Raw genomic sequence first — 22287 nt, forward strand, 5'->3', positions numbered from 1 at the left:
TGTCACCGCTTGCTGATCCGGCGGTACTGCGCGATCGCCAGCGGGGCGAAGACGGCGATGATTGCCAGGCTGCACAGGACCGAGTAGAGCACCGCGTTATCCGCGGCCCATCCGCCGGGCGCCGCAAAACCTGCGGGGGCCGCGTTTCCGAAGAGCTCGCGGGCGGCCGTTGCCACAGCGGTCACCGGGTTCCACTCGGCGATGGCGCGCAAGGGTCCTGGAAGCGAGCTGACAGGGACGAAAGCGCCGGAAACGAACGTCACGGGGAACAGCCAGACCAGGCCCAGGCTTTGGGCGACCTCGACGCTCCGAGCGGTGAGGGCGATGACGGCGCCGATCCACGACACCGCGAAAGCGAACAGCAGGAGCAGGGCCAGTGCCGCGAGGGCGGAACCGGGGCCGGTGGTGATCCGCCAGCCGATCGCCAGCCCGCACAGCAGCGTCACGGCAACGGAGAGGACGCTGGTCGAGAGGTCGGAGGACGTGCGCCCCAGGATGACCGCCACGCGGGACATCGGCAACGAGCGGAACCTGTCGATCAGACCCAGTTGCAGGTCCTTGGCCAGGTAGACGGCCGTGAAGGACGCGTTGAACGTCAGCGTCTGGGCCAGGATTCCGCCGATCAGGTAGCTGCGGTACTGGTCTCCGCCAAGCGCCCCGCCAAAGACGAAGCCCAGCAGCAGGACGAACATCACGGGCTGCACAATGCCGGTGACCAGCGCCCCCGGGGTGCGCAGCACGTTGATCAGGTTGCGCCGGGCGATAACCGAGCTGTCCCGGGCGGCAGCGGCGATGGCACTCATGCGGACACCCCCGCCGTCTCGGAAATCCGGTCGGTGGCGGAGACCCCGCCCTCCGCCTGTCCCTGCCCGGTCAGCTGCAGGAAGACATCGTCCAGGGTGGGCCGGCGCAGGGCTGCCTCCTCGACGTGCACGGATTGGGCGTCGAGTTCGGAAAGAACGTGGACCAGCAGGCGGTGGCCGCCGGGGGCGGCGACGGAGATCCGCAGGTTCTGCGGGTCTTCCTCGGCCTTGGCGCCGGCGGCGCGGGACAGTACCGCGGCGGCAGCTTCGAGGTCCCCGGCGTTCCGCAGCACGACGTCGATTCGTTCCGTTCCGGCGCGCTGCTTCAGTTCGGAGGCCGTGCCCTCGGCGATCACGCTGCCGTGGTTGATCACGGCAATATGGTCCGCGAGGCGGTCCGCTTCCTCGAGGTACTGGGTTGTTAGCAGGACCGTGGTGCCGTCCGCGACGAGGCGGGACACCACATCCCAGGTGTCGAGGCGGCCGCGTGGGTCGAGGCCGGTGGTGGGTTCGTCGAGGACGACGACCTTGGGCCGGGCCACGATGGCCCCGGCCAGGTCCAGGCGGCGCCGCATTCCGCCCGAGAACGTCCCGGCACGTTTACCCGCGACGTCGTCAAGCCGGAAGTTGAGCAGCAACTCATGCGCCCGCGCCGAGGCCGAGCGATGACTCAGCCCGTACAACCGGCCCACCATGTGCAGGTTTTCGAAGGCCGTCAATTTTTCGTCCACCGCCGCGTACTGGCCGGACAGGCCGAGGTTACGGCGTACCTTGCCCGGTTCCTTGACGACCGAGTACCCGGCCACCCGTGCGTCTCCGCTGTCCGGGCTCAAAAGGGTGGTGAGGATCTTGACGGTGGTGGTCTTGCCGGAGCCATTCGGTCCCAGCAGGCCAAGCACCGTTCCCTCCCCGGCCCGCAGGGTGAGTCCGTCCAGGGCCTTGAAATTCCCGAAGCTCTTGCTGACGTTCTCGATCCGGATCACTGCGAAGCGGCGAGTTCGGCGACTTTACGCGGTGCCATGTCGGTCCACGTCCGGGACACGTAGTCCAGGCAGGCCTCACGGCTGTCCGGGCCGAACATGGTCACCCAGCCTTGCGGTACGGCCGCGAAGGCGGGCCAGAGGGAGTGCTGCTGGTACTCGTTCACGAGCACGGAGAACGTTGCGGACTTGTCATCGAAGGGGTTCGTCACGTCGACCTTTCCTGTCGGTTCTGTCGTTCGGACCGCCCCTCAACTGCATCAGGGGCATCATTGGTTATTCGGCTCGCGGGCCCAAGTGGATTGCCAGGGCGGGCATGATGGCGCTGAGAGCCCGGTCACTTAACAGCTGTGAATGGCGGTCATCCACCTCCACTTCGGTGATGTCCCCGGTGATGAAGGGCGCCCAGGCCGTGCTGTCCGGGGTCCCCGCAGGAATGTCGCGGGTGGCCCGAAAGAAGAGCAGGTCACCGTCGAACACGCCGGGCCGTCCGGTCCGAATGAGCCGCGCCAGCTCCGGGAAATTCGCCACCATCGCCTGGACGGATTCCAGCGGCACCGTGCCCAGCGGGTTGTCGTGCTCCCGGAGGATCTGGAGTGCGCGCGGCCCGTCCATGGCGGCACGGTCCTCATCCGAGAGCTCATAGCCCTGCGCGTCCAGGTAGCTGGCCCAAAGGGCCGGCCCTGTCCCGACGTCGGCGTTGTTCTCCACGTTGCCCGGGAAGGCATCCAGGATCGCCAGGAAGGCTACCTCATCGCCGAGCTCCTGCAGCCGGGTGGCCAAGCGGTGGACCAAGTGGCCGCCGAACGACCAGCCCATCAGGTGATACGGCCCCTCCGGCTGGACCGAGCGGATCCGGGCGATGTAGTCATCCGCCAGCTCGGTCAGGCTGCCGGCGTCCACCTGGTGTGTCCGTCCCGGCTCCATCCCGGGCATCTGCAGCCCGATCAACGGCCGTTCAGGGTCGAGATGGCCCAGCATTGAGGCGTAGCCCCAGCTGATGCCCGATGCCGGATGGACGGCGAAGAGCGGCAGCTTGGTCCCGCTGGTCCGCAAGGGCAGGAGCTGGCGCAGGCTTTCGGCCGTGCTCTCGGCGGCACCCTTCGATGCCTCCCGCAGCAGACCCTCGACCGTCGGTGCCCGGAACAGCGACTGGACCTGGAGATCCGTGCCGAGCGCCGCGTTAATCTTGGTGATCAGCGGCCGGGCCAGGAACGAGTGTCCGCCCAGTTCGAAGAACGACTCGTCGACACCCACCCGGTCAAGGGAGAGGACCTCCGCGAACACGCCGGCGACGGCTTTCTCCCGCGGTGTTCCCGCCGGGCGGCCGGCGGCCCGGACGCTGGTTCCGGGGTCAGGCAGCGCGGCGGTGTCGACCTTGCCGTGCGCGGTAAGGGGCACTTGGTCGATGACGACGACGGCGGCCGGCACCATGTAGTCCGGCAGGATCGCCTTGACGTAGGCGCGGGCAGTTGAGGCGAGCTCCGAGGCCTCGGCGCCCGAACCGTCCGGGACCACGTAGCCGACCAGGCGTGTGTCGGAACCGCCGGTCCCGACGGCCCGGACCACAGCCTGGCCGATACCGGGGGCGTGGCCCAGGGCGCGTTCGACCTCGCCGGGCTCCACGCGGAACCCGCGAATCTTCAGCTGGTCGTCGTTGCGGCCGCCGAAGACCAGTCGTCCGTCCGCGTGGCGGAAGACCAGGTCGCCGGTCCGGTACATGCGCTCGCCGCGGCCGGTGAAGGGGTCGGCGACGAAACGCTCCGCCGTCAGGTCCGGGCGCCCCCGGTAGCCACGGGCCAGCTGCGGTCCCGCGAGATACAGTTCGCCGGAAGCGCCGGGCATGACGTGCTGCAGCCGGTGGTCCAGGACGTACAGCCTGGTTCCGGCGGTGGGCGAGCCCAGCAGCGGCTCGGCGGAGTCGCCGACCCGGGCCAGCACCGTGTCCACGGTGGCTTCGGTGGGCCCGTAGAGGTTCCACGCGCGGACCCCGGGTGCGCCGCGAGCGTGCTCCAGAGGTCGGCGTCGAAGGCCTCGCCGCCGAGGGCCAGGCTGAACACGCCGCCCCGGGTGGCGTGGCTGTCGAGCAATTCCGCGAAGGCCGGTTCGGCCAGCAGTTGCCGGACGTAGCCCGGGGTGGTCTCCCACACCGAGACGCCGTGGCCGGAGAAGTAGCCCGCGAGTTGTTCCGGATCGCGCCGGGTCGGGTCGTCGATCATGTGCAGCTCGTGGCCCGCCACCATCCACAGGATCGGGTCCCACGAAGCGTCGAAGCCGACGCCGGTGGTGTGGGCGACCTTCTGCCGGCCTGAGACGCCCGACATCAGCGTGCCCCGGTGCGAGGACAGCAGGGCGGCGAGTGCGCCGTGGCTGACCTCGACGCCCTTGGGGCGGCCGGTGGAGCCGGAGGTGAACATGACGTAGGCCGTCTGCTCATGACCCACGTCGCGGAAGGCCGACAGGTCGTCGAGGTCCCCGGCCACATCCCCTTCGGCGAGATCCTCGAGCAGGAGCACCGAAGGCCGTCGCCGGAGGCCGGCCAGCAGCCGGTCTACCCGGTCGGCTTCGCCACGGGAGGTCAGCAGGACCGCCGGGGCACCGTCTTCGATGATGGCCGCGGCTCTTTCGTCGGGGTAATCGGTGTCGATCGGGTTGTAGATCGCGCCAGCGGCCAGCACCCCGAACATTCCCTCCACGGTCCCGGCAGAGCGCGGAAGCATCACGGACACGACGTCCCCGACGTCGACCCCCGCCGAGGTCAGGGCGGCGCCGATGCGGGTGGCGGAAGCAGTGAGGCTGGCATAGCTCAAGGCCCGGCCGTCGGCGACGAGCGCCGTTGACTGTGGGGTCGAACGGGCCGTCGCCTCGAGGGCCGCCAGCACTCCCAACCCGGCGCCGGCGTCATGCTCGGCACCGGCGGTGGCCCGCATCAGTTGCCCGGCCTCATCGTCGCTGACCAGCGGCAACAAGGCGACCGGCGAATCCGGGGACCCGCCTGCCAGTTCCGCGAAGCGAACGAACGCATCCGCCAGGCGCCGGGCGGTGTCCTCCTCGAACATGGCCGCGTTGTAGTCGAGGGTGGCGTTGAGTCCATCCCCGGGGGCTGGCCGGAACGTGAAGGAGAGATCGAACTTGGCTTCACCGGTCGGTGCCTCCGGCTCCGGGGTGACCCGCAGCCCGGGCAGTTCAGGGACGGACGGCGCCTCGCTGTCGACCGTCAGCATGGTCTGGAACAACGGGTGACGGCCCAGTTCACGCTCCGGGTTCACCGCTTCGACCAGCCGCTCGAACGGGACATCGTCGCGGTCAAAGGCGGCCAGGATGCTCTTCCTGGAGCGGGCCACCATGGTCCGCAGGCTGGGGTCGCCGGAGGCGTCCACGCGCAGCGGGAGGGTATTGACGAAGAACCCGACCAGATCCCGCAGGGCAGGGTCCGTCCGCCCCGCAGTAGGGGACCCGATCACCAGGTCATCACCGGCACCGGACCGGTGCAGGAAGCCGGCCAGGACGGCGTGAAGAGCCATGAACTGGCTGGCGTTGGCCGCGGCCGCCACCGCATTTATGGAAGCAGTAGCGGCGGGAGACAACCGGAAGGACAGCTGCCGTCCGGGCTGCCGGGCTTCCCGCGGCCGGCGGTGGTCGGCCGGCAGAGCAAGCTCGGCCGGTATGCCCGAAAGGTCCTCCTGGCAGCGGTCCAGCTTGGCCTGCAGGGCCGGACCAGAGAGTTGCTGGCCTTGCCATTGGGCGTAGTCGGCATACTGCAGCGGCAATGGCGCAGGCTCCGCCGCGGGAGTGCCGGCGAGGGCGGCCGCATAGCCGGCCGAGAGGTCCCTGGCCAGCGGAGCCAGGGAGGCGCCGTCGCTGGCGATATGGTGCATCACAAGGTGAAGAACCCACGTGCGGTCCTTGCTGTCGGCACTGGCCGGGCCGACGCGGATCAACCGGGCCCGCAGCGGGAGGTCGGACCGGACGTCAAAGCCTCGGCCCGCCTCCGCGGCGAGGAGGGCTTCCACCTCGGCGTCGGAACCGGCGTCGACCACCTCGAGGCTCATGGCTGCCGCAGCCGGGCCGTCGGGGGCCAGCACATGCTGCTCAGCGACCCCGCCGGTTTCCGGGTAGACGGTCCGGAGCACCTCATGCCGGCCAACGAGGGCGCGGACGGCAGCATCCAGCGCTGCCTCGTCGAGGCTGCCGGTGAGCCGGACCGCCAGCGAGATGTTGTAGTCAGCCGAGCCCGGATCCAGCTGGTTGAGGAACCACATCCGGGACTGCGCGGGGGACAGCGCGGGACGTTCGGGCCGGACAGAATCCGGCCCCGACAGCCAGTCGGCCAGGGACGTCCGGCCCGCGGACATCGGGCCGCCGTCGGTGCCCTCCGCCGGTCCGGAGGTGCCGTCCACCGCACCGGTCTGCCGGTGGACGGCGGAGAGCAACCCGGCGGGAGTCGGTTCGTTGAACAGGGTGCGCAGCGGCAAGTCGACGCCGAAAGCATCCCGGATGCCGCCCATCATGGCGACCGCCAGGAGGGAGTGGCCGCCGAGGGCAAAGAAGTCATCGGCCAGGGAGACCGTGTCCACGCCCAGGACACCGCCGAAGATTCCGCACATGGTGTGTTCGTCCGGCGTCGCCGGCGCCTCCCCGGCACCCGCGGTGGCCGTGGCCGCGGGGAGCGCCCTGCGGTCCAGCTTGCCGTGCGGCGTCAGTGGAATGGCCGGCAGGGGCATGAAGACGGCGGGGACCATGTAATCGGGCAGGCGGTCTCCGGCCAGCGCCCGCAGCTCCTCCGGCGCGGCGTGACCCGTGTAGTAAGCCACGATCCGGTGGGCCGGGACGCCGTCGGCAATCGCCACCGCCCGTTCCACCCCGGCGTGAGAGCGGAGCACGGCCTCGATCTCACCGAGCTCGACGCGGAAGCCGCGGACCTTGACCTGCTCGTCCGTACGGGACAGGAACTGCAGGTCACCGTCCGGCAGGCGGCGGACCAGGTCGCCGGTGCGGTACATGCGGCTGCCGTCGGCCGCGTAGGGGTTCGCCACAAACCTGGATGCCGTCTCAGCCGGGCGGCCGTCGTACCCCGGGCCATGCCCTCGCCGGCCAAATACAGTTCGCCCGGCACTCCCGCCGGGACAACCGCGAGGTACTGGTCCAGGACCAGTGTGTCCGTGCCTGCGATGCCGCGGCCAATAACCGGGACGTCCCCGCGAACCTCAGCCACCACCGAATCAACCGTGAATTCGGTGGGTCCGTAGAAGTTGTAGGCCATAACGCCCGGCGCGGCGGCCAGGGTGTTCCAGAGCTTGGCGGACACCGCTTCGCCGCCCAGTGCCAGAAGCAGGGGCTCGCTGCGCGGTTCCGTTAGCAGGCCGTAATGCACCAGTTGGTCGGCGTAGGAGGGGGTGGTTTCGAGCACGTCGATTCCGTGGTCCCGGCAGTAGGCGGCGAGCGCTTCGGGGTCGGTCCGGACCGCGTCATCGACCATGTGGAGTTCCGCTCCGGCGACCATCCAGAGCATGGGGTCCCACGCTGCGTCGAAGCCCAGGCCGGCGATGTGGGCCACCGACGTCCCTCCCGCCTGGGTCCCGAACCGCGGGGCGTACAGCGTCCGGTGATGGTGCCGGTACAGGTTGGCGAGGGCGCCGTGGGTGACGCTCACGCCCTTGGGCCGGCCGGTGGAGCCGGAGGTGTAGAGGACGTAGGCCAGATCGTCTCCGGTGGGGCGCCTGCTGGACAGGGCGTCGGAAGTCCCGGTTCCTGCGGTGATCAACTGGTCGACGGTGAGCACTCGGGCTCCGCCCCCGGCGGTTGTCGCGGCATCGGCGGTAGAGATCACGACGGCGGGGTCGCCGTCTTCGAGGATGATGCGGATCCGTTCCTGCGGGTAGGACAGGTCCACCGGAAGATAGACCGCTCCCGCGGAGAGGACGGCCAGCGCGGCCGCGGCAACGTCGCCGCTTCGCGGCAGCGCCACGGCTACCCGGTCGCCGGGTTCGACGCCTGCAGCGATCAGCCCCTTCGCGAGATCCTCAACCCGGTGGCCAAGCGCGGAGAAGGTGGTGCGGCCGGAGCCGGCGTATACCGCCGGGGCGTCGGGGGTCCGGGCAACGGTGGCACGGAAGGCCTCCACGATGGTCCCGCTGGCGGTGCCCGCGTCGTCCCCGCCGTCGTCCGTCATTGTCCGAAGACCCCGGGCCAGTGCCTGTGCGTGCTCGCCCGCGGACTGGATCCGGAGCCGGTCCAGGGTGATCTCCGGATCTGCGGCGAATTGGGTGAGTACGGCGAGTAAGCCGTCGGCCAGTCGCTGGGCGGTTTCGGCCTCGAACAGTGCCGGGTTATACGCGAGTGAACCGGCGATGGCGGGCGCCGGTTCCGCGGGGACACCCGGTTCCCCGGCCTCCTGGGCGGAGGAGGCGGCCGTTTCGGCCAGGTCCAGCAACAGGTCGAACTTGGCGCCGCCGGGTTCCTGGCTGAGATCCGCGCTCGCCTCCAAGCCGCGCATGGACAGCTCGGCGGCAGACGTGCCCTGCAGCGTCAGCATCACCTGGAAGAGCGGGTGACGGTGTTGCGAACGGGCCGGGTTGAGGTGCTCCACCACCCGCTCGAACGGTGCGTCCTGGTTGGCGTAGGCATGCAGGTTCGTGTAGCGGACACTCTCGACGAGTTCCGCGGCGCTCGGGTTCCCGGACGTGTTGGTCCTGAGCACCAGGGTGTTGACGAAGAAGCCCACCAGCTCATCGAGCTGGGTGTCGGTCCGGCCGGCCACGGGCGTACCCAACGGAAGGTCTTCCCCGGCACCGGACTTGGTCAGCAGGGCGGCGAAGGCCGCCTGCAGCACCATGAACAGGCTGGCGTTGTGGTCGCGGGCCAGCCGGTGGAGACCGGCCGCCGTCGCGGACGGAATCCGGACGGGCACGGACGCCGCAGCGGCCGAAGCACTGTTGCTGCCCCGGACCGAGTCGAACGGCAGGGTGAGTTCTTCCGGAGCACCGCGCAGTTCACGGGACCAAAACTCCAGCTGGCGGGAGATGGCGCTCGCGGGATCGTCTTCGCTGCCGAGCTCGTCGCGCTGCCACAGCGTGTAATCCACATATTGGACCGGAAGCGGCTCCAGACGGGCGCCATCGCCGGAGAGCACATCGTTGTAGGCGGCAGACAGGTCGTTCGCCAGAGGGGCCAGCGACCAGCCGTCCGCGGCGATGTGATGCAGGGTCAGGGCCAGGACATGCCGGTCCGGGGCCAGCTGGAAGAGCACCGCACGCACCGGCAGTTCCCGGCTGACGTCGAAGCCACGGCCGGTCTCCGCCCCAAGGGCAGCGGCGAGGTTGTCGTCGGAGCACTGCACGGCCAACAGGTCGACGTGGTGTCCGCCCGCGGGGAGGACGTCCTGGACCGGTTCGCCGTCAGCCAGGGGGAAGACAGTGCGAAGGGTTTCATGTCGGTCGGCCACCATGCTGAGGGCCCGTTCCAGGGCCGTCACGTCCAGGACGCCCCGAAGGTTAAGGACCACCGGGATGTTGTAGGCCGCGGATTCCGGGTCGAGCCGGTTCAGGAACCACAGCCGCCGCTGGGCAAAGGAGAGCGGCACAGCTGCCGGCCGGGCAACCGGGACCAGCGGGTGTGTGGAGGCAGTCCCGTCGTCCAGCGCCGCGGCGAGGGCCGCGACGGTGGGTTGTTCGAAAATGGTGCGCAGGGCAGGAGCGGTTCCGGTGCGGTCGCGCAGAAGCGCCGCCAGCCGGGTGGCCAGCAGCGAGTGGCCGCCCAGCTCGAAGAAGTCGTCCTCCAGGCCCACGGCGTCCAGGCCCAGGATTTCCTGAAAGGCGGCGGCTACGGTCCGTTCCTTCTCATTCCGGGGTGCGGAGACGGCGGTATCCCTCTCCGGCGCCGGAAGCGCGGCGGAGTCCAGTTTGCCGTTGGGGGTCAGCGGGATCGCCGGGATCTGCTGGATGGCGGTGGGGACCATGTAATCGGGCAGCAACCGGCGGGACTGCGTCCGCAGGACGGCGGTGTCGAGCTCGCTATTGGCGGTGACGTAGCCCTGGAGCTGGTCATAGCCGGCGCGGTTCTTGGTGACGGCCACGGCGGCGTGCTCCACGCCGTCGAGCCCGCGCAGGACTTCCTCGATCTCGGCGAGTTCGATCCGGAATCCGCGGATCTTGATCTGGGCGTCCATGCGTCCACGGAACTCCAGGGTCCCATCCGGAAGACGGCGGACGACGTCGCCCGTGCGGTACATCCGGGATCCGTCCGGAACGAACGGATCGGCCACGAAGCGCTCCGCACTGAGGCCAGGCTTGTCGAGGTAGCCGCGGGCCAGGTTCACGCCGGCAACGTAAAGTTCGCCGATGGCGTTGACCGGCACCGGGTTCAGTGCCGAGTCGAGAATGTAGTGCCGGGTGTTGGCGATGGATTCGCCGAGCGTCGGGTCGGTGCCGTCCTGCATGACAGCAGTGAGGGAGTCCACCGTCGTTTCGGTAGGACCGTAGAAGTTGTATGCCGTCAGGCCGTCTTTACTGCCGAGCGCGGCCCACAGGGCCGGATCGACGGCCTCTCCGCCCAGAGCCACCACTGACGGATGACCCGTCCGGTCGAAGAGGCCTTCGGCCAGCAGTGCCTTGGCGAAGGACGGCGTGGTCTCCAGCGAGTCGATGCCGGAGACGGTGAGGTACCTGCTGAGGGCTTCCGGGTCCCGGCGGGTCTGGTCGTCCACCAGGTGCAGTTCGTGGCCGGCGACCAGCCAGAGGATGGGATCCCAGGAGGCATCGAAGGACAAGCCTGCCGTATGCGCCACCCTGAGCTTGCGTCCCAGGCGCTCTTCGGCCGGGACGAAGATGCTTTCCCGGTGGGAGCTAAACAGGTTCAGCAGGGGCAGGTGCTCAACACCGACGCCCTTGGGACGGCCGGTGGAACCCGAGGTGAAGATGACGTAGGCGAGGTCCTGCTGGCCGGCGGCGGGTTGGGTGGCCGCGGCGTCCTTGCCGTCGAGGCAGGACTCCACCAGGGCAGAATCCAGCACCGTGACCGGCACCTCGGTGGAGATGGGTGCATGGCCCGAATCGTTGCCGGTGAAGGCGGAGCTCGTCAGCAGCCGCACCGGGGAAGCGTCTTCGAGCATGCCCTCCACCCGGCCGGCCGGGTACTCAGGGTCCAGGGGGAGGTAGGCTGCACCCGCTTTCAGGATGGCCAGGAGCGAAACAGGCACCATGACGCTTCGGTCCAGCCGCACGGCCACGGTTTCCCCCGGGCCCGCTCCGTGGCCGGACAGGAACCGGGCCAGTTGGTTGGAGCGGGCCTCCAACTCGCCGAAGCTGAGTTCGCCGTCGGGCGCGACGACGGCGGTGCGGGAGGCGTGCTCCCGGGCGTTCTTGCGGAACTCCTCCACGATCGTGTGGCCGGGCAGCGCGCTGCCCGTGGCCTCGCCGGCAGCAAGGAGCGATCGTTCTTCCTCGGCGGTCGTGACCGTGAGGGAAGCCAGCAGGGCGTCCGGCCCGGAGGCGACTTCTCCCAGCAGACGAAGGAAGCGGCGCAGATGCTCGCGGAGCCGTTCGCTGCTGTAAAGGTCAGCATTTGCCTCGAACTGGACGGTGGCCGGGGCTCCGGAGGACCCGCCGTCCAGGCCGTGGACCACGATCGAGAGGTCGTCGATGGGACCGGTGGAAAGGATGTGCATGGTGCCGCGGGCGGACCCGAAGCGGATGTCCTCAAGAACGGGCAGGATGTTGACCGAGGGGCCAAGGTACCCCGCCTGCACGTCGCGGTCCTCGAAGCGGTGGCGTTGGTGGATCAGGGCGCCTCGCAGTTTTGTTCCCATCGCGGCCGTCGCGTCCTTCACCGTCGAGGAAGGGTCGACCGCGAGCCGGAGGGGAAGAACGTTCGAGAGCATCGAGGGCGTGGACTTGGCCAGCTTTCCCCGGCGGGCGGTGACAGGCAGTGCGACAGAAACCTCGCGTTCGCCGGTGATCCGGTGCAGGTAGAGTGCGGCAGCCGTGAGCACCAGTGCCGGGGCAGATCCCGCGGCAGCCTGCAACGCGGCAGCCGTCGCCGCGGGCAGGGCTGAGGCCGCGCGAACCAGGGCCGAGGCGGTCCCGGAAGGACGCCCCGCGAGTCCGGTGGCTGCCGGGACGCCGTCGAGCTCGTCCCGCCAGTACTCACGGTCGCCGTCGGCAGCCGCGGAACCGGCGTAGCCTGCCTCCGCCGCGATCAGTTCCGGCAGCCCGTCGAAGGGTGAGCCGCCCTCGTCCGCAGCGCCGCCGGGACCGCTCCCCGCCAGTAGCGCGTTGTAAAGCTCGGCCACGCGCCGGAGGACCAGGACGGCGGAGTAACCGTCCATCACCACGTGGTGGACGCGCTGGTAGAAGAAGTACCGCTCGTCCGAGAGCCGGATGAGCTCGGTGTGCAGCAGATCCCCGCCGTCGGTGGTCCGGGGAAGCCCCAGATCGGAGTCCATCAGCATCCGCGCCTGGGTCTCCGGGTCCCCGGCGCCCCGGAGGTCCGTCACCTCCAGCAACGATCCGTCGCGCACCAGCGGACGCTGGTAGGGTCCGGCGTCGTCCTCGTCGAAGGCCATGTTCAAGGCGTCCGTCTCGGACACGGCAAGCCTGAGCGCCTCCTCCAGGACCGGCACGTCCACGGCGCCGAGGATCTCAACGAACTGCCCGATCTGGAACATGGGGTTCTCCGGCGCCAATTGCTGCGCGTACCAGATCCCGCGCTGCGCCGTGGTCAGCTCGAGCCGGTTCTTGGCATCATCGGACGTGGTGGTCAGGGGAGTCTTGGACATGTTCCTTCTCGGGTTGTCTGCGGGGCGAAGACATGCAGGGGCACGCCAGTAGGGCCCGCGCCGGGAGCTCAGGCAAAAGGGCTGTCGGCGGCCGCGGGCGGCCGCCGACAGATCAGGATGTGGGAGGGGTTACTGGAACTGGCCGAACTGGAACGGGCCCACCGGGCCGGTGCTGATTCCGCCGGTGGTGACCGGGGCGTTGACCAGGGGACCGGTAATCAGGGGGCCATCGATGATGCCGCCGTTGAGGATCCCGATGTCCTGAAGCAACCCGGAGCTGGTGCCGGGTCCGGAAATGACCGGTTGGCTCGCAGCGGCGGCTTCGGGCACGCTCGCCTGGGCGGGCATGGATGCGGCGGCGAAGGCGGTCAGCGCCAGGGCTGAGCCTGCTGCGACGCGGGTGGTGGTCTTAAGGATTTGTTCACGATGATCATCTCCAGTTACGTATCCGTATGGTTTCCACTCGCCAGATGGTGGCGTCAAAGGAATATTCGGAGCCGTGATGGAGCCGGATGGGATGCGGACAGCCCGGGCACCGGAGTCACCGCGAGGGAGCGCGGGTTGCCCGCGGACGCCCTAGCGCGGGTGGCGGGCGCTGAGCCGCTGCACGGCCAGGGCCAGCCAGAGCTGGACCCGGTCCGCGGTCTGTGCCGGGTCGTACCCCGTCAGGTCCGTGATCTGGGCCAGGCGGTAGCGCACCGTGTTCCGGTGCAGGGTCAGCTCCTCGGCCACCGCGGCCACGGAGCCGTTGTTGTTCAGGTAGCTCTCCAGCGTTGTCATCAGTTCCGCCCCGTGCGCGGCGTCGAACTGACGGAGCGGGTTGAGCGATTCGTTGGCCATGTCCGCCAGCGGGACATCCTCGCTGGCCAGCAGCAGCGAGGTCAGGCTCAGCCGTTCGGGTTCGTTGACCGGAAGGCCGTGGCTGGCAGCCTCGCGGGCCTCGAAGTAGCTCCAGCGGAGCCCGTTCGGTTTGGTGTATGCCCCGCCCAGTCCGATCGTGGCGTGGATGCCGGCCTCGGCCAGGTGGTCGCTGAGGTTGCGGGCCAGGGCGCTGGCGCCGCTGCCGTCGTCGGCGACCACCACCACCAGGTCCTTGCCCACGACGGCGGTCACGGCGGCGCGCAGCGGCTGGGGCAGCGAGGAACTCCCCAGCTGCTTGGCGTGGGCAGGCGATTCGGCCAGCAGCACCACGTTCTTGCGGGTGCTGTCGACGCCGATCCCGGCGAGCCGGCGGGCGGCCTCGGTGGGTTCGAGCGTGCCGTGGATGACGTCCTCCAGCACCTGCCCGGCGAGGGCCGCTGCGCCTGCCGCTGCTTGACCATGTTGTTCAGTTCGACGCTGATCAGGTTCTGGGCGTAGCCGATGATTCCGGTGTCCTCGAAGGGCTGCTTCACCCACAGGGTGCAGGCATCCCGGCGCCCGGTGGGGATCGGGTAGGACGCCCAGCCGTCGGTGCTGGGGGAGGAGCCGCCCGGGGCGCTGTTGTACAGTTCCGCGGTGAACTGGGTCAGGATTAGGTCGGTGCGCAGCATCGTCCCGAGGTGCTTGAGGAGTTCGCCCAGCCCGCCGCCGGTGAGCAGCGCCCGGGCCAGGATCTGGTGCCCGGCAATGAGCCGCTCCAGCTTGGCGTAGTGGTCCGCGGACTGGGCGTCCGCCACCAGCTTGCCGATGGCGATGAACGGCGTCTCGTAGGGAACCTCCACCACCGGAAGCCCCCAACGGTTGGCCTCTGCCACCAGGGCCGGCGGCACCGTCTCGTGGGTGAGGCCGACGCCGAAGCCGATCCCCACCGCGCCGGCCCGCTGCACCTGCCGCACGAAGCGGCGCTGCTCCGGGGCGGACCGGAGCCGCATCCCCGTGGTGAGGACCAGTTCCCCGCCGTTGAGGAAGCGCTGCGGGTCCTCCTGCTCGGTTACCGCCACCCAGTGGATGTCCTGGTGCCAGGTGGTCTCGGCCAGACCGGCCTTCGTCAGCCGCAGGGACGGAACCCCCAGCAGTGCGGCGAGAGAAATTGCCATGGATTCAGGATAGCCGCGTGCTGGTCAGGCGCACTAAAGCGCCGCCGGGCCGGTGTGCAGCTGCCTATTCCGCCCCCAAGGACCCTGACATAGGCTCGGAGCAGTCACCGATCCCCTCATCCCTGCCTGACCCAGGCCAGCACGAAAGAGGTTGTACACCGTGGTTCAAACCTTGCAGAACTTCATCAACGGCGAGTTCGTCACGCCCGCCGGCACCGGCCTGCTGGACATCGTCAACCCCGCCACCGGCGAGGTAGTGGCGAAGTCCCCGATCTCCGTCGAGGCCGACGTCGACGCCGCCATGACCGCCGCGAAGGACGCCTTCGCCAGCTGGAAGCACGTCACCCCGGGCCAGCGCCAGCTGATGCTGCTCAAGCTCGCCGACGCCGTCGAGGCCAACAGCGACGAGCTCGTCGAGGCCCAGCACCGCAACACCGGCCAGGTCCGCTCCCTGATCGCCGCAGAGGAAGTCGCCGCCGGCGCGGACCAGCTCCGCTTCTTCGCAGGGGCCGCCCGTCTCCTCGAGGGCAAGTCCGCCGGTGAGTACCTGGAAGGCCACACCTCCTTCATCCGCCGCGAACCGATCGGCGTCGTCGCCCAGGTCGCCCCGTGGAACTACCCCTTCCTGATGGCCATCTGGAAGATCGGCCCGGCCCTGGCCGCCGGCAACACCGTGGTGCTCAAGCCCTCCGACACCACCCCGGAATCCACCCTGGTCCTGGCCCGCCTCGCCGGCGAAATCCTCCCCGCCGGGGTGCTCAACGTGGTCCTCGGCACCGGCGAGACCGGCGCCATGATGGTTGAGCACAAGGTCCCGGGCCTGGTCTCCATCACCGGCTCCGTCCGCGCCGGCATCGCCGTCGCCTCGGGCGCCGCGAAGGGCCTCAAGCGCGCCCACCTGGAACTCGGCGGCAAGGCCCCCGCGATCGTCTTCAAGGACGCGGACATCAAGAAGAGCGCCGCGGCGATCGCCGAGTTCGCCTTCTTCAACGCCGGCCAGGACTGCACCGCCATCACCCGCGTGCTGGTCGAGGATTCCGTCCACGACGACGTCGTGGCTGCCATGGTGGAGCACACCAAGACCCTGCACACGGGCTCGCAGAACGACGAAGACAACTACTTCGGCCCGCTGAACAACGTCAACCACTTCAACGCGGTCACCTCCGTGGTGGAGAACCTGCCGGAGAACTGCCGGATCGAAACCGGCGGCCACCGCGCCGGTGACAAGGGCTTCTTCTTCGAGCCCACCATCATCACCGGTGCCAAGCAGACCGACGACATCGTGCAGAAGGAAACCTTCGGCCCGGTCATCACCGTGCAGAAGTTCAGCAGCGAAGCCGAAGCGATCGAGCTGGCCAACGACGTCGACTACGCCCTGGCCTCCAGCGTCTGGACCACGGACCACGGCACCGCGATGCGCGTCAGCCGCGACCTGGACTTCGGCGCGGTCTGGATCAACACCCACATCCTGCTCACCGCCGAGATGCCGCACGGCGGCTTCAAGCAGTCCGGCTACGGCAAGGACCTCTCGATGTACGGCGTCGAGGACTACACCCGGATCAAGCACGTGATGAGTGCATTGGATGCATAACGCTGATGCATAACGCCAATGCATAACGCCAATGCATAACGCAGTCGCATAACGCAGGCTCCTGCCGACCACTTCACCCTGAGAAAGGCCCCGCCATGACCACCACCGCCAACGAACTCACCTACCGCCTGGAGCAGAAGCGCCGCGTGCAGGCCGACTTCCCCGGTCCCAAGTCCGTCGCCCTGACCGAGCGCCGCAAGGCCGTCGTCGCCTCCGGCGTCGCGTCCAGCGTCCCGGTCTACGTCGCAGACGCCGACGGCGGCATCATCCAGGACGTTGACGGCAACTCCTTCATCGACCTCGGCTCCGGCATCGCCGTCACCAGCGTGGGCGCGTCCGATCCCGCCGTCGTCGGCGCCGTGAAGGAGGCCGTGGAGCACTTCACCCACACCTGCTTCATGGTCACCCCCTACGAGGGCTACGTCGCCGTCGCCGAGCAGCTGAACCGGCTCACCCCGGGCGACCACGAGAAGCGCACCGTGCTGTTCAACTCCGGCGCCGAAGCCGTCGAGAATGCCGTCAAGGTGGCCCGCCTCGCCACCGGCCGCGACGCCGTCGTCGCCTTCGACCACGCCTACCACGGCCGCACCAACCTGACCATGGCGCTGACCGCCAAGGCCATGCCGTACAAGACCAACTTCGGCCCGTTCGCGCCGGAGGTCTACCGGATGCCGATGAGCTACCCGTTCCGCGAGGAGAACCCGCAGATCACCGGTGCCGAGGCCGCCAAGCGCGCTATCACCATGATCGAGAAGCAGATCGGCGGCGAGTCCGTGGCCGCGATCATCATCGAGCCGATCCAGGGCGAGGGCGGCTTCATCGTTCCCGCCGAGGGCTTCCTGCCGGCCCTGGCCGCCTGGGCCAAGGATAAGGGCATCGTCTTCATCGCCGATGAGGTCCAGTCCGGCTTCTGCCGCACCGGCGAATGGTTCGCCGTGAACCACGAGGGTGTCGTTCCGGACATCATCACCATGGCCAAGGGCATCGCCGGCGGCATGCCGCTCTCCGCGATCACCGGCCGCGCGGACCTCCTCGACGCCGTCCACCCGGGCGGCCTCGGCGGCACCTACGGCGGCAACCCCGTGGCCTGCGCCGCGGCACTGGCCGCGATCGGCTCGATGGAGCAGTACGACCTGAACGCCCGCGCCCGCCGGATCGAGGAGCTCGCCACCGGCAAGCTGCGTGAGCTCGCCGCCGAACTCGGCGAGGGGTCCGTGGTCGGCGACATCCGCGGCCGCGGCGCCATGCTCGCCGTCGAACTGGTCCAGCAGGGTTCCAAGGAGCCCAACCCGGAGCTGACCAAGGCCGTCGCCGCCGCCTGCCTCAAGGAGGGCGTCATCATCCTCACCTGTGGCACCTACGGCAACGTCATCCGCCTGCTCCCGCCGCTGGTCATCAGCGACGAACTGCTCACCGACGGTCTGGAGGTCCTCGCGGCCGCCATCAAGGCCCACGCCTGAGCGCTAACCCCCGGCGTCCCGCAGGGATGGACACGGCGAGGCCGCGGACCCATGGTCCGCGGCCTCGCCGCGTGTGAGCGCTGCTTCACGCCGCGTTCTCACCGCCTGGATTGGCGGGTTCCCCGCTCCGGACTACAGGGAACCGGCGTCGAGCTGGATGGCCACCACGTAGAGATGGCGTCCCTGCTCGATCTTCTCCACTTCGTAGACCCGTACCTTGGTCTGCGGGGCCGGCGTCCCGGGCCGGCCCACGCCGAGGCCATAACTGAGGACGCCCTCGAAGTCCCCGGCGGCGGCGTAGCTGGTGAGGGCGCGGTAGCCGATGGCGGGGGCCGGGCTCTCCGTAATGGTGCTCGCCGTCCCGTCCGCGGTGTGCGCCTGGGCGCCACGGAAAACGACCTTAAGGATGGCCCCGGTCCCTGGCATGGGGATGAGGTTGCCGCTGCCATCGGCCCGCAGTTCCGGAACGAAGGAGATCTCGTATCCAGGGAACGCCCCGGTGAAACGGAAGCTCAGCTGGTCGTAGGGCGGCGTGCCGGCGGGGTGCTGGCCAGCTCCGATGGTGAAGAGCGCGGGCAACGGCTCTGCGGGCGGAGGCGCGAGCGGAACCGGATTCTGATGGGCGGTCCGGAACGGTGCGTCGGCGGAAGGGACGGCCCAGTCGTGCGTGACGGTCGAGGAAATGACCCGGTCTCCGTTGGCGGCTGGAGACGTTTCGTCGGCGTCCGCCGGCGGGGTGGCCTCGGCGGATGAGCCGTTGCCGGCCGGGGCCGTTGTGGCCGCGCCTGATGACCCGGGGGAGGACGCGGATGCGGAACCGGCAGCCGTGGCAGATCCGGAACCGGTCGCTGAGGCTGAGGCGGAGGCGGAAGGCTGCGGCGGGGACGGGGAGCACCCGGCGGCCGCTACCAGCAGCAGCACTGCCGCCAGACCCGTGCGCCCTGCCACGAACCCCTTGAATGCAATACCGGCCATGATGGGCTCCCCTCTGCGACTTCAGGGTACCTACGCCACGACGCGCCGCCCGAGGGTCCAAAGTCACCACCCCCATCCGCGCATTGCTGGGCTAGAGTCGTGCCAACACTGCAGGAATGCAGGCCGGCCAGCGCGGCCCGGAATCCCGGGCGGATGCCCGGTCCTGCCCGGACCCACAAGGGGTACACATGCGATACATCGTCGGCTACACCCCCAACGACCGCGGCGCTGACGCCGTCGCCCTCGCCTCCGCCATGGCCCGGGCGCAGGGCGCCCACCTGGACCTGGTCCACGTGGTGGACCGCAATACCCCGTACGTGGCGCTGAACCCGCAGGGCAACCGCGTCAGCGCCGCGGAACAGTCGGTGCTCACGGCGGAGCGGCAGGGCCTGGCCCTTGTCCCGGAGGGGCTGCAGGCCCGCTTCCACGTCCGGCAGGCGGAGTCCTTCGCCGCCGGACTGATCGACGCCGCGAAGGAATACCGGGCCGGCCTGATCGTGGTGGGCGCCGCGGGCAACGGCCTGTTCAAGCGGTTCAGCATCGGCAGCGTGGCCAACGCCTTGCTGCACGCCTCCCCGGTTCCGGTGGCGCTCGCCCCCGCGGTTACCGGCGTACCGAACCGGTCAGCCGCCTCACCCTCGCGGTGGGCCAGCGCACCGGCGCGGAGGCGGCGATCGACGTCGCCATCGAATCGGCCGAACGGCGCGGCGTGCCGCTGCGGCTGGTCTCCCTGGTGGAACTGGACGCCGAGGGCGACGGCGGCGAGAACGTCAACGCGGCCCACGTCCACGCCAACACGGTCCTGCGGGCGGCCGCCGAACGGCTGCCGGAAGGCCACCACGTCAGCGTCGAGGTCGCCCACGGCCGGACGATCGAGGAAGCCATCGACGACCTCGAGTGGGACGATGCCGAAATCATGATCGTCGGGTCCTCTCGGCTGGCGGAGAAGAACAAGCTGTTCCTCGGCAGCACGGCCAACAAGGTACTGCGGGCCCTGCCGGTTCCGATGGTCGTGGTCCCGCGGGACTACGTCCGGATCGACAGCAGCCCGGAGGACTGACTCAGGACCAGGAATAACTACTCGGAGGCTCTGGAAGCTACCACGTAGATTTGTCGCTGTTCTGGGCAGTCGTCCACCGATGTAGAGATGGAATTCACTTGGCTGCCCGGGTTGTTGGGGCCGGGGGAGCCATGAGGCTGTTTCGTACCGGGTACATCTCTCTCAGAACACGTAGTTTTCCGTTCACATACCCAGTATTTTCGAGTAATTACCACTCGTGTCACACCTAGGGCGGGGTCGTAGGTTGGTTGTCGAGCCACTAGCCCGTTATGTAGGAGGCGCAAAATGGTTCTCAAGAACGAGTTTTCCCCGGCGGCTGACTTCGTTGAACAAACCTCGGGGGTACCACTAGGACAGATGCAGCCGTCCGCCACCCATTCATCGGACCCTAGCCCCAGTAGTCCGATTCGCGAATTGAGTCTGTCTCGCCCGCCCGCCGCGCCAGCATCGAGCCTCCGTCGGTCGCCCGTTGATTTGGAAATCGTCATTCCCGCATTGAATGAGGCGAACCGAATATCGCTAACACTCCGTCAGACCATGGAATTCTTGGAGTTCCAAGCCTGGAGCTCCCGCATCGTGGTGGTAGACAACGGCAGCGTAGACGACACCGGTGTGGTGGTCGGAAGTTTCGCTCGCAATTGCCAGGGGCCGGTACCAGTCGTTCTGGTGGGCTGTTCTTCACCTGGAAAAGGCGCCGCCGTCAGGAGGGGGCTGCTTAGCGGCACATCTAGATTCACCGGCTTCTTCGATGCGGATCTAGCGACTCCCGTTGAGACCCTCGACATCGTCATGAAGTGCTTAGCAGACGGGGCTGGCGCAGTCATAGCTTCGCGCCATGCGGCAGGTTCCACGTTCGTGCGGCCGCAGCACCTCACACGGCGCCTCGGCGGAGGAGCATTTCGAATGCTGACGAGAGACATGGTCCATGGCGTCACGGACACTCAATGCGGTTTTAAGTTCTTTGAGCGGGGAGCAGTCACCCGCGCGTTGGTGCAATGCCGAACATTGGGTTTTGCCTTTGACGTCGAACTTCTACAACGGCTTCAACACAATGGGGACCGCATCGTTGAGATTCCGGTCGCTTGGACCGACGGCACGGGGTCCACCTTTCATCCGCTTCGAGACGGAATTGCGAGCTTCGCATCTGTCGTGCAAATGCATCGGTAGCGACCATGACGCAAGAATCCTTAGCAAGGTCCCTCTCCGGATTCGCCAGCAAGCATATCCTCGTTCTCAACTGGCGGGACATCCATCACTCCCAAGCGGGCGGAGCCGAGCAATTCATGCATCAAATTTCGCGGCGTTGGGTCGAAGCCGGGGTGAACGTCAGTTGGCTGACGAGCCGTGAGCTGAACCAGCCAGCGAAAGAGTCAATTGACGGCGTCGCCATTTACCGCGCTGGCGGGCAGCTGTCCGTCTACACGCAGGTTGCGCTGAGGATCCTGCGAATGAGAGGGACATTCGACGCAGTTGTGGACTGTCAGAATGGCATCCCTTTTTCTCCCCTTGTTCGTGCCCAAGGGCATACCAGTGGTTCAACTTGTTCACCATGTACACCAGGACCAATTCGACACCAGATTCTCGAGGCCAATGGCGGCGCTGGGACGCTATCTGGAGGGTACTGTGTCGCAGGCCGTTTACGGGGCCCGAACCATAGCTGCCGTTTCCCCGTCAACCAGGCTCGAGCTTCGTCGGCTTGGCGTTCGGGGCCCCATCGAGATTGTCCCCAACGGAACCATCGATGTCCCGGGGAGGGTCGGCCCCCGCAATCCCGATCCAACTATTACTGTCGTGAGCCGGCTCGTGCCACACAAGCGCATCGACATCTTGCTAGGCCAAGTGGCGGTTGCGGCAACAGCCATCCCGCGCTTGCGGGTTGAAATAGTCGGCAGCGGCCCCGAGCATGCCCGTCTGGAACGTCTGTCAATGGATCTCGGCCTAGCTTCACTCGTGACATTCCACGGATACCAGCCGGACCAAGTAAGGAATGCCCTCCTCAACCGCGCCTGGCTGACTGTGTGTACGTCAGACGCCGAGGGGTGGGGCTGCTCCATCATCGAGGCGGCAGCTTGGGGCGTTCCCTGCGTTGCCCTCAGAGTTGCGGGCATTCGCGACTCCGTAGTCGACGGACGCACCGGCTGGCTGGTGGATTCACCCAAGGAACTAGGGGCAAGTTTGCTTTCTGCGGTGGCTGCGATATCCGACGCAAGAGTCCGTAGTTCCATCTCCAGTGCGTGCCAGGATTGGGCGAGGTGCTTCAGTTGGGAGCGGAGCGCGGAGCTGCTCGCGGGCGTACTTCTTGACGAGCAAGGGGCGCCCGGTCGACGGAGGTTTGCCCTCGACCGTTCAGGGATCCAGTCCGACATGTCGACAGTTGCGCGGTTCGTGCGGCCCGAAGGTGCAGACTTAGGTGGCCTATTGCGGGGTACTGACGAGATGGCGGAGCGTGGCGGAATCGTGTCGGCCTTACTAAAAGGCCGCGATGAATTTGAGGCTTCGGCCCTCATAAGGCGACTCGGCGTGACGCAGGCAGAGATGTGGGCAGCCAGTCGCTGCGACCTGCTCGCCGGTCCTTCGAGTGGCTTTGGTCTCTGGACCCGGCCGGACTTGGACCAAAAAGGCTAAA

General features: G+C 68.3%; 11 protein-coding genes and 4 pseudogenes. 6 read left to right on the forward strand and 9 right to left on the reverse strand.

Translation table 11 applies throughout. The annotated features are described in order from the left end of the window. Positions 1-2: 2 nt before the first annotated feature. From ACRQ5B_RS09325 to ACRQ5B_RS09360, 8 genes and pseudogenes are all read right to left on the reverse strand, one after another. Positions 3-803, reverse strand: a complete 801-nt coding sequence (locus ACRQ5B_RS09325; RefSeq protein ID WP_432393443.1) for an ABC transporter permease — start codon at positions 801-803, stop codon at positions 3-5. After that, complete coding sequence (locus ACRQ5B_RS09330) at positions 800-1786, reverse strand: ATP-binding cassette domain-containing protein (protein WP_432393445.1); 987 nt, start codon at positions 1784-1786, stop codon at positions 800-802. The genes ACRQ5B_RS09325 and ACRQ5B_RS09330 overlap by 4 nt, the downstream gene beginning before the upstream one ends. Then, positions 1783-1995, reverse strand: a complete 213-nt coding sequence (locus ACRQ5B_RS09335) for an MbtH family protein (protein ID WP_432393447.1) — start codon at positions 1993-1995, stop codon at positions 1783-1785. Before ACRQ5B_RS09335 ends, ACRQ5B_RS09330 begins: the two co-directional genes overlap by 4 nt. 64 nt (positions 1996-2059) lie before the next feature. Continuing rightward, on the reverse strand, positions 2060-3733 hold the full coding sequence (locus ACRQ5B_RS09340; protein WP_432393449.1) for a thioesterase domain-containing protein: 1674 nt from the start codon (positions 3731-3733) through the stop codon (positions 2060-2062). A gap of 104 nt (positions 3734-3837) precedes the next feature. Then, positions 3838-6786: pseudogene (locus ACRQ5B_RS09345) on the reverse strand (condensation domain-containing protein); the annotation flags it as partial. 128 nt (positions 6787-6914) lie between these two features. Continuing rightward, a pseudogene (locus ACRQ5B_RS09350) lies at positions 6915-12557 on the reverse strand (amino acid adenylation domain-containing protein); the annotation flags it as partial. Positions 12558-12686: 129 nt separating this feature from the next. After that, on the reverse strand, positions 12687-13040 hold the full coding sequence (locus ACRQ5B_RS09355) for a hypothetical protein (RefSeq protein ID WP_432393451.1): 354 nt from the start codon (positions 13038-13040) through the stop codon (positions 12687-12689). A 93-nt stretch (positions 13041-13133) separates the two neighbouring features. After that, positions 13134-14575 (reverse strand): annotated as a pseudogene (locus ACRQ5B_RS09360) (PucR family transcriptional regulator). A gap of 160 nt (positions 14576-14735) precedes the next feature. Here ACRQ5B_RS09360 and ACRQ5B_RS09365 point away from each other — a divergent pair. Further along, on the forward strand, positions 14736-16166 hold the full coding sequence (locus tag ACRQ5B_RS09365; RefSeq protein WP_432393453.1) for a gamma-aminobutyraldehyde dehydrogenase: 1431 nt from the start codon (positions 14736-14738) through the stop codon (positions 16164-16166). Positions 16167-16261: 95 nt separating this feature from the next. Next, positions 16262-17626: a 4-aminobutyrate--2-oxoglutarate transaminase gene (gene gabT, locus ACRQ5B_RS09370; RefSeq protein WP_290256034.1), complete on the forward strand. Its 1365-nt coding sequence runs from the start codon at positions 16262-16264 to the stop codon at positions 17624-17626. A gap of 132 nt (positions 17627-17758) precedes the next feature. On the opposite strand, the gene ACRQ5B_RS09375 is transcribed toward gabT, so the two are convergent. After that, complete coding sequence (locus tag ACRQ5B_RS09375; RefSeq protein WP_432393455.1) at positions 17759-18601, reverse strand: AMIN-like domain-containing (lipo)protein; 843 nt, start codon at positions 18599-18601, stop codon at positions 17759-17761. A gap of 254 nt (positions 18602-18855) precedes the next feature. Between ACRQ5B_RS09375 and ACRQ5B_RS09380 the strand changes: the two are divergent. From ACRQ5B_RS09380 to ACRQ5B_RS09395, 4 genes and pseudogenes are all read left to right on the forward strand, one after another. Then, positions 18856-19137, forward strand: a pseudogene (locus ACRQ5B_RS09380) (universal stress protein); the annotation flags it as partial. 107 nt (positions 19138-19244) lie between these two features. Then, positions 19245-19661: a universal stress protein gene (locus ACRQ5B_RS09385; protein WP_432393457.1), complete on the forward strand. Its 417-nt coding sequence runs from the start codon at positions 19245-19247 to the stop codon at positions 19659-19661. Positions 19662-20018: 357 nt separating this feature from the next. Further along, the gene (locus tag ACRQ5B_RS09390; RefSeq protein WP_432398731.1) at positions 20019-20828 is read left to right on the forward strand and encodes a glycosyltransferase; all 810 of its coding nucleotides are present in this window, start codon (positions 20019-20021) and stop codon (positions 20826-20828) included. Between the two features lie 318 nt (positions 20829-21146). Further along, positions 21147-22286 carry a glycosyltransferase family 4 protein gene (locus tag ACRQ5B_RS09395; RefSeq protein ID WP_432393459.1) on the forward strand — a complete coding sequence of 380 codons (1140 nt, stop codon included), beginning with the start codon at positions 21147-21149 and terminating at the stop codon, positions 22284-22286. Position 22287 lies beyond the last annotated feature (1 nt).

It is taken from the genome of Pseudarthrobacter sp. L19, assembly GCF_050859435.1.
GTDB lineage: Bacteria > Actinomycetota > Actinomycetes > Actinomycetales > Micrococcaceae > Arthrobacter.

Bases quoted from the DNA above. Each gene is read 5' to 3' on its own strand.
- ACRQ5B_RS09375 (WP_432393455.1), bottom strand. From the start codon at position 18,601: ATGGCCGGTATTGCATTCAAGGGGTTCGTGGCAGGGCGCACGGGTCTG.
- ACRQ5B_RS09395 (WP_432393459.1), top strand. From the start codon at position 21,147: ATGGCATCCCTTTTTCTCCCCTTGTTCGTGCCCAAGGGCATACCAGTG.
- ACRQ5B_RS09325 (WP_432393443.1), bottom strand. From the start codon at position 803: ATGAGTGCCATCGCCGCTGCCGCCCGGGACAGCTCGGTTATCGCCCGG.
- gabT (WP_290256034.1), top strand. From the start codon at position 16,262: ATGACCACCACCGCCAACGAACTCACCTACCGCCTGGAGCAGAAGCGC.
- ACRQ5B_RS09390 (WP_432398731.1), top strand. From the start codon at position 20,019: ATGCAGCCGTCCGCCACCCATTCATCGGACCCTAGCCCCAGTAGTCCG.